General features: G+C 63.7%; 11 protein-coding genes (1 of these 11 cut by a window edge). 7 read left to right on the forward strand and 4 right to left on the reverse strand.

The features are described 5' to 3' along the window. The 3 genes from PRtIB026_RS02235 to PRtIB026_RS02245 all read right to left on the reverse strand — a co-directional run. Positions 1–869, reverse strand: partial view of an IS110 family transposase gene (locus tag PRtIB026_RS02235; RefSeq protein ID WP_203646634.1) — the 5' portion only. Its footprint begins 157 nt before the window's first position; the window shows 869 of its 1,026 coding nt (coding positions 1–869); the start codon lies at positions 867–869; its stop codon lies beyond the left edge, outside the window. 437 nt (positions 870–1,306) lie between these two features. Next, on the reverse strand, positions 1,307–2,527 hold the full coding sequence (locus PRtIB026_RS02240) for a CaiB/BaiF CoA transferase family protein (protein WP_203649453.1): 1,221 nt from the start codon (positions 2,525–2,527) through the stop codon (positions 1,307–1,309). Positions 2,528–2,542: 15 nt separating this feature from the next. Then, the gene (locus tag PRtIB026_RS02245) at positions 2,543–3,724 is read right to left on the reverse strand and encodes an acyl-CoA dehydrogenase (protein ID WP_028689912.1); all 1,182 of its coding nucleotides are present in this window, start codon (positions 3,722–3,724) and stop codon (positions 2,543–2,545) included. A gap of 163 nt (positions 3,725–3,887) precedes the next feature. On the opposite strand from PRtIB026_RS02245, the gene PRtIB026_RS02250 reads away from it, so the two are divergent. The 5 genes from PRtIB026_RS02250 to PRtIB026_RS02270 all read left to right on the forward strand — a co-directional run bounded on the left by PRtIB026_RS02250 (position 3,888) and on the right by PRtIB026_RS02270 (position 9,876). After that, on the forward strand, positions 3,888–4,787 hold the full coding sequence (locus PRtIB026_RS02250) for a LysR family transcriptional regulator (protein WP_203649451.1): 900 nt from the start codon (positions 3,888–3,890) through the stop codon (positions 4,785–4,787). A 441-nt stretch (positions 4,788–5,228) separates the two neighbouring features. Then, positions 5,229–6,350, forward strand: coding sequence for a Re/Si-specific NAD(P)(+) transhydrogenase subunit alpha (locus tag PRtIB026_RS02255; protein WP_203649449.1), 1,122 nt, complete (start codon positions 5,229–5,231; stop codon positions 6,348–6,350). Positions 6,351–6,361: 11 nt separating this feature from the next. Then, entirely contained in the window at positions 6,362–6,676 is a 315-nt protein-coding gene (locus tag PRtIB026_RS02260) for an NAD(P) transhydrogenase subunit alpha (protein ID WP_203649441.1), read from the forward strand. A gap of 2 nt (positions 6,677–6,678) precedes the next feature. After that, complete coding sequence (locus tag PRtIB026_RS02265; protein WP_203649439.1) at positions 6,679–8,115, forward strand: NAD(P)(+) transhydrogenase (Re/Si-specific) subunit beta; 1,437 nt, start codon at positions 6,679–6,681, stop codon at positions 8,113–8,115. Between the two features lie 267 nt (positions 8,116–8,382). Beyond that, positions 8,383–9,876, forward strand: a complete 1,494-nt coding sequence (locus tag PRtIB026_RS02270) for an acetyl-CoA hydrolase/transferase family protein (protein WP_050707507.1) — start codon at positions 8,383–8,385, stop codon at positions 9,874–9,876. Between the two features lie 125 nt (positions 9,877–10,001). Here the strand turns inward: PRtIB026_RS02270 and PRtIB026_RS02275 are convergent, their stop codons facing one another. Next, positions 10,002–11,669, reverse strand: coding sequence for a putative bifunctional diguanylate cyclase/phosphodiesterase (locus tag PRtIB026_RS02275; protein WP_203649437.1), 1,668 nt, complete (start codon positions 11,667–11,669; stop codon positions 10,002–10,004). Between the two features lie 256 nt (positions 11,670–11,925). Here PRtIB026_RS02275 and rep point away from each other — a divergent pair, with 256 nt between their 5' ends. Then, positions 11,926–13,935, forward strand: a complete 2,010-nt coding sequence (gene rep, locus PRtIB026_RS02280) for a DNA helicase Rep (RefSeq protein WP_050707509.1) — start codon at positions 11,926–11,928, stop codon at positions 13,933–13,935. A gap of 222 nt (positions 13,936–14,157) precedes the next feature. Beyond that, positions 14,158–14,730 carry a xanthine phosphoribosyltransferase gene (locus PRtIB026_RS02285; RefSeq protein WP_011536381.1) on the forward strand — a complete coding sequence of 191 codons (573 nt, stop codon included), beginning with the start codon at positions 14,158–14,160 and terminating at the stop codon, positions 14,728–14,730. Positions 14,731–14,805: the final 75 nt, after the last annotated feature.

Below are 14,805 nucleotides of genomic sequence, written 5' to 3' on the forward strand. Positions count from 1 at the left end.
TTGCGCTCCAGCCCAATCAGATAGACCCTCGCGCACTGGATCAGCAGTCGTCGCTGATTGCCGTCGCCCCGCTTGCTGATTCGCCCCAGGCAAGGTTTGCCGCCTGTCGTGTGCTGCCTGGGAACCAGGCCTATGGAGGCTGAATAATTTCGCCCACAGCGGAACTGCTTACCATCACCCAATTCCGCAGCCAGGGCGGTAGCGGTGATCGGGCCAATACAAGGTATCGACATCAAACGGGAAGCAAGATCATCGCTAACGGCCTGGCTATGCACTTCCTTGTCTAGAGCCTTGATCCGATCATCGAGATAGCGGAAGTGGGCATGTAGGTCCAGCAACAGCTTCTTGATCAACGGTGAGAAGGTACTGTCGTCCAGCAGAATGGGGAGCTCCCGGACCGCCTTGAAGGTGGGTGCCAAACTGACCCCCACCTCGAGCAAATAAGCGTGGATGCGGTTCATGGTGGCAGTACGGTCTCTGATGAAGCTGTCGCGCAGTGAATTGAGCATCGCCAGCGCCTGCTGGGCCTCGGTTTTGGGAGGCACGAAGCGCATCTGATCGCGGGTTGCCGCCTCACCGATAGCGGCAGCATCGGCAAAGTCATTCTTGTTGCTTTTCACGTAGGGGCGAACGAACTGTGCGGGAATAAGTTTGGGCGTATGACCCTGTCTCGTCACCTCTCGCGCCATGAAATGAGAGCCACCACAGGCCTCCATCGCCACCGTACAGGGCGCAAGATTGGCAAGGTGGCGGATGAGTGACTCACGGTTGAACCTGCGGTGATAGAGCTCATGACCCCGATCATCCTGAGCGTGTACATGGAAGCTCAACTTTCCCAGGTCGATGGCGATGATGGCGACAGTGTTCATGGCGTTGCACTCCGATAGGCACCCTGTGAAAGCTTAGAGGGCTGACACAGGGTGGGGCGGGGGTAGCCATTTCATTATTTGTTGCAACGTGCCGAACCTGTCAGGCCATGGTTGCCAGCCTTGTTGGCACGACGCGGTTTCGGCGTGCACCAAGGCAGGCGCCGCCTCACTCCCAGGAACAATTGGCCCGAAACAGATGTAGGAGCGGCCTTGTGCCGCGATGCGCCGCGCGGGCGGCGCTCGATCTCATAGGCGCCAGAGAATCTTCGGCGAACACCTCTGAGACACAACGCAACCCCAAGGCGAACACCTCGCACACACTACCCAATCCCAAGACACGCACCTGCCAGCCCCGACACCTATATAAGCAACTCCAAAAAGCAAAGCGGGGCGACCTCTCGGCCTCCCCGCTTCTTCCTATATCTATATAGAAAGCATCACAACACCCCAGCCCCCCGAAGCCGCTGCACCGCCTCTCCATCCAACCCCAGCACCTCCCCCAGCACCACCTCGGTATGCTCCCCCAGCAACGGCGGCGCCTGCCGATACTCCACCGGCGTCTCCGACAACCGGATCGGGCTGGCCACCTGCGGCACGCTGCCCGCCAACGGATGAGGAACATTCACTGCCAGCCCACGGGCCAGCACCTGCGGATCCTGGAACATCTGCGCCAGGTCGTTGATCGGCCCACACGGCACGCCCGCCTTCTCAAGCTCACTCACCCACTCGGCCGTGGTCTTGAACACCGTGGCCTGGCGAATCAGCGGAATCAGCTCGGCGCGATTGGCCACCCGCTGTTTATTGGTGGCAAAGCGTGGGTCATCCGCCCAGTGCGCCTGCCCGGCCACTTCCGCGAACTTGCGGAACTGCCCGTCATTGCCCACGGTAAGAATGAAGTTGCCATCAGCCGTCGGGAAATCCTGGTACGGCACAATGTTCGGGTGCGCATTGCCCAACCGGCGAGGCGCGGTACCGGTTGTGAGGTAGTTCATGGCCTGGTTGGCCAGGCAGGCCACCTGTACATCCAGCAACGCCATGTCGATGTGCTGGCCAATACCAGCCTGGTCACGATGCGCCAGGGCCGCCAGGATCGCCACGGTGGAATACAGCCCGGTGAGGATGTCGGTCAGCGCCACACCAACCTTCATCGGCCCGGCACCCTCCTCCCCCTCCGGGCGACCGGTCAGGCTCATCAGCCCACCCAGCCCCTGGATCATGAAGTCGTAGCCGGCACGCTTGGCATACGGCCCGGTCTGGCCGAAGCCGGTGATCGAGCAGTAGATGAGCTTGGGATTGACCGCCTTCAGGCTCTGATAGTCCAGCCCATAGGCCGCCAGTCCGCCTACCTTGAAGTTCTCGATGACGATATCCGACTTCGCCGCCAGCTCGCGCACCAGGCGCTGGCCTTCCGGCTGGGTGAAGTCTATGGTCACCGAGCGCTTGTTGCGGTTGGCCGACAGGTAGTAGGCCGCCTCGCTGGTGTTCTCGCCCTGGGCGTCGCGCAGGAAAGGCGGCCCCCAGGAACGGGTGTCGTCACCCGCCCCCGGACGCTCGACCTTGATCACATCGGCGCCAAGGTCGGCCAGGATCTGGCCAGACCAAGGGCCGGCCAGCACCCGGGAAAGATCCAGCACCCGCAGATGGGAAAGCGCGCCCATGGCCTGGCTCCTCTATTAATAGAACGCCTGGATGCCGGTCTGCGCACGCCCAAGGATCAGCGCGTGCACGTCATGGGTCCCTTCGTAGGTGTTGACCACCTCGAGGTTGACCAGGTGGCGGGCCACGCCGAACTCGTCGGAGATGCCATTGCCGCCCAGCATGTCGCGGGCCAGACGGGCGATGTCCAGGGCCTTGCCGCAGGAGTTGCGCTTCATGATCGAGGTAATTTCCACCGCCGCGGTGCCTTCGTCCTTCATCCGCCCCAGGCGCAGGCAGCCTTGCAGGGCCAGGGTGATCTCGGTCTGCATGTCGGCCAGCTTCTTCTGGATCAGCTGGTTGGCAGCCAGCGGGCGGCCGAACTGCTGGCGGTCCAGGGTGTACTGGCGCGCAGTGTGCCAGCAGGCCTCGGCGGCGCCCAGGGCGCCCCAGGAGATGCCATAGCGGGCCGAGTTCAGGCAGGTGAACGGACCTTTGAGGCCACGCACGTCCGGGAAGATGTTCTCTTCCGGCACGAACACGTTGTCCATGACGATCTCGCCGGTGATCGAGGCGCGCAGGCCCACCTTGCCATGGATGGCCGGGGCGCTGAGGCCGTCCCAGCCTTTCTCCAGCACGAAGCCGCGAATATCGCCGGCATCATCCTTGGCCCAGACCACGAACACATCGGCGATCGGGCTATTGGTGATCCACATCTTGCTGCCGGTCAGGCGATAGCCGCCGTCGACCTTGCGGGCGCGGGTAATCATCGAGCCCGGATCGGAACCATGGTTGGGCTCGGTCAGGCCGAAGCAGCCGATCCACTCGCCGCTGGCCAGCTTCGGCAGGTACTTCTGCTTCTGCGCCTCGGTACCAAACTCGTTGATCGGCACCATCACCAGCGACGACTGCACGCTCATCATCGAGCGGTAACCGGAGTCGATGCGTTCCACCTCGCGGGCGATCAGGCCGTAGCACACGTAGTTCAGGCCGCTACCGCCGTACTGCTCGGGGATGGTCGCGCCAAGCAGGCCGACTTCACCCATCTCGCGGAAGATCGCCGGGTCTGTCTGCTCGTGGCGGAACGCCTCCAGCACACGGGGTGCCAGCTTGTCCTGGGCGAACTGATAGGCGCTGTCGCGAACCATGCGCTCTTCTTCAGTGAGCTGCTGATCCAGCAGCAGCGGGTCGATCCAGTTGAAGCTTGCCTTGCCAGCCATGTGCGGATTCCTCGAAAGATGGGAACGAATTGTTGTGCTGGATTGATCCTAGGCCTGATCGGCCTGCGGGACAAACGAGGATTGCGCACGGTTTAGTGATATTTTCTCACTTCGTAATCATCGAAATGCCCTGTTCAACGCCCTACAAGTGAGGTTGACGTACATGCGCCGCAAGATCCCCAGCACCACCGCCCTGGTCTGCTTCGAGGCGGCCGCGCGTCACGAGAGCTTCACCAAGGCCGCCCAGGAACTGGCCCTGACCCAGGGCGCCGTCTGTCGGCAGATCGGTGGCCTTGAGGCCTTCCTCAATGTCGAACTGTTCCGCCGCTCGCGCCGGGGCGTGAAACTGACCGAAGCCGGGCTGTCCTACAGCCGCCAGGTGGCTGCGCAGCTGGATGCGGTGGAGCGCGACACGCTTTCGGTGATGCGCCAGCAGGGCGCCAACGTGATCGAACTGGCGGTGGTACCGACCTTCGGCACGCAATGGCTGCTGCCGCGCCTGAAGGACTTCCAGCAGCGCCACCCCGAGGTCACGGTCAACCTGACCAACCGCACCCGCCCCTTCCTGTTCGCCGACACGCCCTTCGACGCCGCCATCTATTTCGGCGACGCCGACTGGTCCGGAACCCAGTCCCACCGACTGATGGGCGAGAACCCCGTGCCGGTGTGCAGCCCCGCGTTGCTGGACGGACAAGCCAGCCTCGACGCCCGGCGCATCGCCGAATTGCCCCTGCTGCAGCAGACCACGCGCCCCTATGCCTGGCGGCAATGGTTCGACGGCCTGGGCATGAGCGTCGAGCGCGACATGACTGGCCCGCGCTACGAACTGTTCTCCATGCTGGCCCAGGCCGCCATGCACGACATGGGCATCGCGCTGATTCCGCCGTTCCTGATCCAGCGCGAGTTGCAGGAAGGTCGATTGCTGGTCGCTAACAGGCATGCCCTGTCCAGCGACAAGGCCTACCATCTGATGATCCCTGAGCGAAAGGTGGAGTCCGCTTCGCTGCGGGCGTTTCGCGACTGGCTGGTGGCGCAGGCACAGCAGTACACCGCCACCAGCTGAGGCCATAAAGCGACAACCTGACTCCGTAGTCAATTATTTTGAACACCTACAGATATATGGATTTGTCGCAAATTCGTAATCTGTTCCGTTTACCGGAAAAACCGTAGCAACCCTAGTGACTGCGCGGGTTTGCGGCTTATTTTGCGACATTCACAACGCCGCGAACGAAAACGGCCGAAATTTTTTCGTTTTTTCCCCTAAGCTGCGAATAGCGCGTACTTGACGGGCTCGATCGGAATCGTTGCGACATACGGTCACAGGGTGACTTGTAGTTTTGAGTTCGTTTCGCTTCAGAACCTGTTGAAGGCCCCTGGGTTCGTCTGCAAAATGCCTCTCCCGCCTCGAACCAGGCGGAGTCGTGCTCTACGGCCGCCCAGCCGCACCACCCGAAGTGCGCTGGTTTCCATAAAGACAATAAAGGTCACCGCAGGAGACATAGTCGTGCACATTGGTGTTCCTCTCGAGACGCAGACGGGTGAGACAAGGGTCGCCGCGACCCCGGAAACCATCAAGAAACTGGTAGGCCAGGGCCATCAGGTCACCGTGCAACGGGGGGCAGGGCTCAAAGCCAGCATTCCCGACAGTGCCTATGAAGCCGTGGGCGCCACCCTGGGTGAAGCCACCGACGCCTTCGGCGCGCAGCTGGTACTCAAGGTGGTCGCGCCCGATGATCAGGAACTGGCGCTGATCAACAGCACCAGCCTGTTGGCGGGCATGCTCAACCCCTTCAACAACGAACTGATCGGCAAGATGGCCGAACGCGGCATCACCGCCTTCGCCCTGGAAGCCGCGCCACGCACCTCGCGGGCCCAGAGCCTCGACGTGCTGTCGTCCCAGGCCAACATCGCCGGCTACAAGGCCGTGCTGCTGGCGGCTCACCACTACCCTCGCTTCATGCCCATGCTGATGACCGCCGCAGGTACGGTGAAAGCCGCCCGCGTGCTGATCCTCGGCGCCGGCGTCGCCGGCCTGCAGGCCATCGCCACGGCCAAACGCCTGGGTGCGGTGATCGAAGCGTCGGACGTGCGTCCGGCGGTGAAGGAGCAGATCGAATCGCTGGGGGCCAAGTTCATCGACGTGCCCTACGAGACCGATGAAGAACGCGAGTGCGCCGAAGGCGTCGGCGGCTATGCCCGGCCGATGCCGGCCAGCTGGATGCAGCGTCAGGCCCAGGCCGTGCACGAGCGCGCCAAGCAGGCCGATATCGTCATCACCACTGCGCTGATTCCCGGGCGCAAGGCGCCGACCCTGCTCAGCGCCGAGACCGTGGCGCAGATGAAGCCCGGCTCGGTGGTCATCGACCTCGCCGCGGCCCAGGGCGGCAACTGCCCGCTGACCGTGGCCGATCAGGTCGTCATGCACAACGGCGTGACCCTCGTCGGCCCGACCAACCTGCCGGCCCAGGTCGGCGCCGATGCCTCGGCGCTGTACGCGCGCAACCTGCTGGACTTCATGAAGCTGCTGTTCGACAAGGACGGCAACCTGGTCATCAACCTCGAAGACGACATCGTCGCCGCGTGCCTGATGTGCCGCGACGGCCAAGTCGTGCGCAAGAACGGCTGAGGAGCACGACAATGGAAGACATGCTGATTTCCCACGGCATCTACAACCTGATCATCTTCGTGCTGGCCATCTACGTGGGCTACCACGTGGTGTGGAACGTCACCCCGGCCCTGCACACGCCGCTGATGGCGCTCACCAACGCCATTTCCGCGATCGTCATCGTCGGCGCCATGCTGGCCGCCGCGCTGACCGTCACCCCGGCCGGCAAGGTCATGGGCACCCTGGCCGTGGCGCTGGCTGCGGTCAACGTGTTCGGTGGCTTCCTGGTCACCCGCCGCATGCTGGAAATGTTCAAGAAGAAAACCAAGAGCGAGGGGCAGAAGTAAGCATGAGCATGAATCTGGTAACGCTTCTGTACCTGGTCGCCTCGGTCTGCTTCATCCAGGCGCTCAAGGGACTCTCGCATCCGACTACCTCACGCCGCGGCAACCTGTTCGGCATGATCGGCATGGGTATCGCCATCCTCACCACGGTCGGCCTGATCTACAAGCTTGGCGCAGAGCTTGCGACCGCCGGCATCGGCTACGTCATCGTCGGCCTGCTGGTCGGCGGCAGCGCCGGCTCGATCATGGCCAAGCGCGTCGAGATGACCAAGATGCCCGAGCTGGTCGCCTTCATGCACAGCATGATCGGCCTGGCCGCGGTGTTCATCGCCATCGCTGCCGTGCTCGAGCCGCAATCGCTGGGTATCGTCGCCGCCATCAGCGACCCGATCCCCACCGGCAATCGCCTGGAGCTGTTCCTTGGCGCGGCCATCGGTGCCGTCACCTTCTCGGGCTCGGTGATCGCCTTCGGCAAGCTGTCGGGCAAGTACAAGTTCCGCCTGTTCCAGGGCGCACCGGTACAGTTCGCCGGCCAGCACAAGCTGAACCTGATCCTGGGCCTGGCGACCATCGCCCTGGGGCTGCTGTTCACCTTCACCGGCCACTACAGCGCCTTTACCCTCATGCTGGCCCTGGCCTTCGTCATGGGCGTGCTGATCATCATCCCGATCGGCGGGGCCGACATGCCGGTGGTGGTGTCGATGCTCAACAGCTACTCGGGCTGGGCGGCGGCGGGTATCGGCTTCTCGCTGAACAACTCGATGCTGATCATCGCAGGTTCCCTGGTGGGCTCCAGCGGTGCGATCCTCTCGTACATCATGTGCAAGGCGATGAACCGTTCGTTCTTCAACGTCATCCTCGGCGGCTTCGGCGGCGATACCGATGTCGGCGCGGCGCAGGGTTCGAAGGAGCAGCGCCCGGTGAAGTCCGGCTCGGCCGACGACGCCACCTTCCTGCTGAGCAACGCCGACAGCGTGATCATCGTCCCCGGCTATGGCCTGGCGGTGGCCCGCGCCCAGCACGCGCTCAAGGAACTGACCGAGAAGCTGACCCACAACGGGGTGACCGTGAAGTACGCGATCCACCCGGTGGCGGGGCGCATGCCCGGGCACATGAACGTGCTGCTGGCCGAGGCCGAGGTGCCGTACGACCAGGTGTTCGAGATGGAGGACATCAACGCCGAGTTCGGCCAGGCCGACGTGGTGCTGGTGCTGGGCGCCAACGACGTGGTCAACCCGGCGGCGAAGAACGATCCGAAGTCGCCGATCGCCGGCATGCCGATCCTCGAGGCCTTCAAGGCCAAGACCATCATTGTCAACAAGCGCTCCATGGCCAGCGGCTACGCGGGCCTGGACAACGAACTGTTCTACCTGGACAAGACCATGATGGTGTTCGGTGACGCCAAGAAAGTCATCGAGGACATGGTCAAGGCGGTGGAGTAATCGCCGCAGCGATGCTTTGTGGGAGCGGGCTTGCCCCGCGATGAAGGCTTGAACTGCAGCATGGCCATCGCGGGGCAAGCCCGCTCCCACGAAACCGCTGCTGTCGAACAAACCCCGGGAAGTCACTCCCGGGGTTTGTCGTATTTGCCTGATCCAGATCAACGGCTCTACTTCCGGCCTTCGCCTACGACCATGGTCGCGGGACGGTTCCGGGTGAAATCTCTAGACTGCGCTTCCAGTAGCTTCAGTAGCCTGAGATAACAATCCATGTACCGTGATCGTATCCGCTTGTCCTCCCTGCACAGCAAGGTTATGAGTGCGGCTGACGCCGCTGGCCTGATCCAGGACGGCATGACCGTCGGCATGAGCGGCTTCACCCGCGCCGGCGAAGCCAAGGCCGTGCCCCACGCACTGGCCGAACGTGCAAAACAGTCGCCGCTGAAGATCAGCCTGATGACCGGCGCCAGCCTGGGCAACGACCTGGACAAGCAACTGACCGAGGCCGGCGTGCTGGCCCGGCGCATGCCGTTCCAGGTCGACAGCACCCTGCGCAAGGCCATCAACGACGGCAAGGTGATGTTCATCGACCAGCACCTGTCGGAAACCGTCGAGCAACTGCGCAATAAACAGCTCACCCTGCCGGACATCGCGGTCATCGAAGCGGTAGCGATCACCGAACAGGGCCACATCGTGCCGACCACCTCGGTCGGCAACTCGGCCAGCTTCGCGATCTTCGCCAAGCAGGTCATCGTCGAGATCAACCTGTCGCACCATGCCAACCTCGAAGGCCTGCACGACATCTACATCCCGACCTACCGCCCGACCCGCACGCCGATCCCGCTGGTGAAGGTCGACGACCGCATCGGCAGCACCGCGATCCCGATCGACCCGGCCAAGATCGTCGGCATCGTCATCAGCGACCAGCCGGACTCGCCGTCCACCGTGCTGCCGCCTGACCACGAGACCCAGGGCATTGCCGACCACCTGATCGCCTTCCTCAAGGGCGAGGTGGACGCCGGGCGCATGAGCAACAACCTCGGCCCGCTGCAGGCCGGCATCGGCAGCATCGCCAACGCGGTGATGTGCGGCCTGATCGAGTCGCCGTTCGAAAACCTGACCATGTACTCCGAAGTGCTGCAGGACTCGACCTTCGACCTGATCGACGCCGGCAAGCTGAGCTTCGCCTCGGGCAGCTCGATCACCCTGTCGAGCCGCCGCAACGCCGACGTGTTCGGCAACCTGGAGCGCTACAAGGACAAGCTGGTGCTGCGTCCGCAGGAGATCTCCAACCACCCTGAAGTAGTGCGTCGCCTGGGGATCATCGGCATCAACACGGCGCTGGAGTTCGACATCTACGGCAACGTCAACTCCACCCACGTCTGCGGCACCAAGATGATGAACGGCATCGGTGGCTCGGGCGACTTCGCCCGCAACGCGCACCTGGCGATCTTCGTCACCAAGTCGATCGCCAAGGGCGGCGCGATCTCCAGCGTGGTGCCGATGGTCAGCCACGTCGACCACACCGAGCACGACGTGGACATCCTGGTGACCGAGGTGGGCCTGGCCGACCTGCGTGGCCTGGCACCGCGCGAGCGTGCCCGGGTGATCATCGACAATTGCGTGCACCCGGACTACCGCGCCGCGCTCAACGATTACTTCGAGCGCGCCTGCCAGCGTGGCGGGCATACCCCGCATATCCTGCGCGAAGCCTTGAGCTGGCATGAGAACCTGGAAGAAACCGGGCGGATGCTGGTCGGTTGATCATCTTCACGGCTTGAAATTGCCGGGGGCGCTTTGCGCCCCTTTTCGCGGCACAAGGCCGCTCCTACAGAAGACCGCGATCCCCTGTAGGAGCGGCCTTGTGCCGCGAAAGGGCTGCATGAGATCTACAAGGTCTGCACCAGACCCGGACTCGGCACCTGCAACAGGTACTCGATCAACGCCTCCACCGGCAACGGCCGGCTCACCAGGAACCCCTGCACCTGGTCGCAACCGAATGCCCGCAGCAGCGCCAGCTGCTCCTCGCTCTCCACCCCTTCGGCCACCACCTCCAGGTTGAGGTTGTGCGCCAGGTTGATCATCGCGTGCACCAGCTTGGCGTTCTCCTCGCGCTGCTCCATGCCGCCGACGAAACTGCGATCGACCTTGAGCAGGGTGATCGGCAGGCTGTTCAGGTGCACGAACGACGAGAAGCCGGTCCCGAAGTCATCCAGCGAGAAACGCACCCCCAGGCGCCCCAAGGCGTCCATGGTCTGGCGCACCAGCTCGTTGCGCCGCATCACGGCAGTCTCGGTCAGCTCGAACTCCAGCCAGCGGGCATCGACGCCGTGCTCGACGATCAGCCGGCTCAGGGTGGCCAGCAACTGGCTGTCCTGGAACTGGCGAAAGCTCAGGTTCACCGCCATGTGCAGCGGCGCCAGGCCGCGCTCGCGCAGGGCCTGCATGTCGCTCAGCGCCCGGGAGATCACCCAGTAGCCCAGCGGCACGATCAACCCGCTCTGCTCGGCCAACGGCACGAATTCGCTCGGCGCGAGCAGGCCGCGCTCGGGATGATTCCAGCGCACCAGCGCCTCCAGCCCGACGATGCGGCCGTCGGCGAGGTTGAGCCGCGGTTGATAGTGCAGCTCCAGCTCGTCGCGGCGCAGGGCGCGGCGCAGCTCGCTCTCAAGGTCAGCCAGGCTGCGGGCGTTGCGGTTGATGCGCTCGTTGAACACATGGAAGGTGCAGCCCTGGCTGCTCTTGGCCTGGCGCATGGCGATGTGCGCGTGCCACATCAGCGGGTCGGCGCCGGCCTGGGCGCGGGCATGGGCGATCCCCAGGCTGCAACCGAGCAGCAGGCTCTCGCCGTCGATCCAGTAGGGCTCGGTGAGCGCTTCGGTGATGCGCTCGGCCATCCACTCGGCGCGATTGGGGTCGCGCCGGGTGTCGATCAACAGGGCAAACTCGTCGCTGCCCAGGCGTGCCAGCTGGTCGCTCGCTTCCAACTGGTGTTTCAACCGACCGACCACCTGCAGGATCAGCCGGTCGCCACCCTGGTGGCCGAGGGCGTCGTTGACGTGGCGGAAGTTGTCCAGGTCGAGGTGGCCGAGCGCCAGGCCGCGGCCTTCGTTCTCCGCCAGGCGCGCGGTCAGCAGGGCCTGGAAGCCCTGGCGGTTGGCGATACCGGTCAGCGGATCCTGTTCGGCCAGGCGCTGCAGGGTGGCCACCAGCACGCCGCGCTCGCGCACATGACGCAGCGAGCGACGCAGGGTGTCGGTGGTCAGCTGCGCCAGCACCAGCCAGTCGCTGACGCCCAGCGGCGCGCTGGCCGGCTCCTGCTCCAGCAGCAGGATGGTCGGCAGCTCGCAACGCCCCGGCGCTGGCTGCAGCTCGGGCGTGGCCAGCACCACGGCCTGGCGGTCATTGGCGAACAAGCTGTCAACCGCTGCCCAGTTGGGCGCGGTCAGCAGCACGACGCTACCGCCCATCGGCTGCAGGCACTCGCGCAGATGCACGGTCCACTCCGGCTCATCAGCCAACAGCAGCAAACGCAGGGGTTCGACAGGCGTGGACAAGCGGGCTCCTTAGACATGGGCGGTGGAACGGCGAGCGCGGGCAATCCTACCCGATTAATTGGAAATGATTTTCACTTTTAGTCGTTGCCCTTCCCTGGCCGCCATCCCGACGCAATCTGACGTGCATCCTGCGCGAAAGTAGCAGATGCGGCAAATCCGATTCGCGCCCTGCATCACAACGTCAGACGGTCGCGCATTAACGGCCCCATGCCTGCTAGAATGCGCGGCTATTTTCTGGTTACCCCCGGTTTCTAGCATGTCCCGACTCAATCCCCGGCAACAGGAAGCCCGAGACTACGTCGGCGGCCCTCTTTTGGTGCTCGCCGGTGCAGGCTCCGGCAAGACCAGCGTGATCACGCGCAAGATTGCCCACCTGATCCAGAACTGCGGCATCCGTGCCCAGTACATCGTGGCGATGACCTTCACCAACAAGGCCGCGCGCGAGATGAAGGAGCGGGTCGGCACCCTGCTGCGCCCGGGGGAAGGCCGGGGCCTGACGGTGTGCACCTTCCACAACCTGGGCCTGAACATCATCCGCAAGGAGCACGAGCGCCTGGGCTACAAGCCGGGCTTCTCGATCTTCGATGAATCCGACATCAAGGCGTTGCTGTCGGACATCATGCAGAAGGAATACTCCGGCGACGACGGCATCGACGAGATCAAGAACATGATCGGTGCCTGGAAGAACGACCTGATCCTGCCGCCCGAGGCCCTGGAAAAGGCGCGCAACCCGCGCGAGCAGACCGCGGCCATCGTCTACACCCACTACCAGCGCACGCTCAAGGCGTTCAACGCGGTGGACTTCGATGACCTGATCCTGCAGCCGGTCAAGCTGTTCCAGGAACACCCCGACGTGCTCGAACGCTGGCAGAACCGCGTACGCTACCTGCTGGTGGACGAATACCAGGACACCAACGCCAGCCAGTACCTGCTGGTGAAGATGCTGATCGGCATGCGCAACCAGTTCACCGTGGTCGGCGACGACGACCAGTCGATCTACGCCTGGCGCGGTGCCCGCCCGGAAAACCTGATGCTGCTCAAGGAGGACTACCCCTCCCTGAAGATCGTCATGCTCGAGCAGAACTACCGCTCCACCAGCCGCATCCTGCGCTGCGCCAACGTGCTGATCGCCAACAACCCCCACGCCTTCGAGAAGGAGCTGTGGAGCGAGATGGGCGTCGGCGACGAGATCCGCGTGATCCGCTGCAAGAACGAGGAAGCCGAGGCCGAACGCGTGGCCATGGAAATCCTCACCCTGCACCTGCGCACCAACCGCCCGTACAGCGACTTCGCCATCCTCTACCGGGGCAACTACCAGGCCAAGCTGATCGAACTGAAGCTGCAGCACCACCAGGTGCCGTACCGCCTCTCCGGCGGCAACAGCTTCTTCGGCCGACAGGAGGTCAAGGACCTGATGGCCTACCTGCGCCTGTTGGTCAACCCGGACGACGACAACGCCTACCTGCGGGTGATCAACGTGCCGCGCCGCGAGATCGGCTCGACCACCCTGGAAAAGCTCGGCAACTATTCCACCGAGCGCGGCATCTCGATGTACGCCGCCAGCGAGGAGCTGGGCCTGGGCGAGCACCTGGATGCCCGCTACACCGAGCGCCTGCAGCGCTTCAAGCACTGGCTCGACGGGGTGCGCCACAAGGTCGCCCTGGAAGATCCGATCGCCGCGTTGCACGAGATGATCCGCGACATCGACTACGAGAACTGGATTCGCCAGCAGACCGCCAGCGACAAGGCCGCGGAGTTCCGCATCAGCAACGTCTGGTTCCTGGTCGAAGCGCTGAAGAATACCCTCGAGAAGGATGAAGAGGGTGACATGACCATCGAGGACGCCATCGGCAAGCTGGTGCTGCGCGACATGCTCGAGCGCCAGCAGGAAGAGGAAGAGAACGCCGAAGGCGTGCAGATGATGACCCTGCACGCCTCCAAGGGCCTGGAGTTCCCCTACGTGTTCATCATGGGCATGGAGGAGGAGATCCTCCCCCACCGCTCGAGCATCGAGGCCGACACCATCGAAGAGGAACGCCGCCTGGCCTACGTGGGCATCACCCGCGCACGCCAGACCCTGGCCTTCACCTTCGCCGCCAAGCGCAAACAGTACGGCGAGATCATCGACTGCACCCCGAGCCGGTTCCTCGACGAACTGCCGCCGGACGACCTGGCCTGGGAAGGCCTGGACGATGCGCCCGTGGAAGTGAAAGCCGCGCGCGGCAACAACGCCCTGGCCGATATCCGGGCGATGCTCAAACGCTGATCAACCATTACTCTTAAACTTTGCCGCTATTTGCGGCCACGGTGGCTTGTATGGCCGATTTGTGAGCTCAAATTCGAGTGCCAGGGTTCGGCACACAAGGCGCCGCGACGAGTCGTAGCCCAGCTACGGCGAGGAGCAGCAACGCAGTGTGACGAAGGCTGGCGCCGAAGTTGGGCTTACAAATCGGCCATACAGGCCACTATCTACATCGAGGAAAAAACAGTGGAAGCACTGCAGCAGAAGATTCGCGAAGAAGGCATCGTGCTTTCCGACCAGGTTCTCAAAGTCGACGCGTTTCTCAACCACCAGATCGACCCGGCGCTGATGCAGCTGATCGGTGACGAGTTCGCCCGCCTGTTCGCCGATTCGGGCGTGACCAAGATCGTCACCATCGAAGCCTCCGGCATCGCCCCGGCGGTAATGACCGGCCTGAAGCTCGGCGTGCCGGTGATCTTCGCCCGCAAGCACCAGTCGCTGACCCTGACCGAGAACCTGCTGACTGCCTCGGTGTACTCCTTCACCAAGCAGACCGAGAACACCGTGGCCATCTCGCCGCGCCATCTCAACAGCAGCGACCGCGTGCTGGTGATCGACGACTTCCTGGCCAACGGCAAGGCGTCCCAGGCGCTGATCTCGATCATCAAGCAGGCCGGCGCCACCGTGGCCGGCCTGGGCATCGTCATCGAGAAGTCGTTCCAGGGCGGCCGTGCCGAGCTGGACAGCCAGGGTTACCGCGTCGAATCGCTGGCCCGGGTCAAGTCACTGGAAGGCGGCGTGGTCACCTTCATCGAGTAAAGCCTTGCGCGTACCCTGTAGGAGCGGCCTTGTGCCGCGAAAGGGGCGCGCAGCGGCCCCAGCATTTCAGCGTTC

This window comes from Pseudomonas sp. RtIB026, assembly GCF_016861355.2.
Lineage (GTDB): Bacteria > Pseudomonadota > Gammaproteobacteria > Pseudomonadales > Pseudomonadaceae > Aquipseudomonas > Aquipseudomonas peradeniyensis.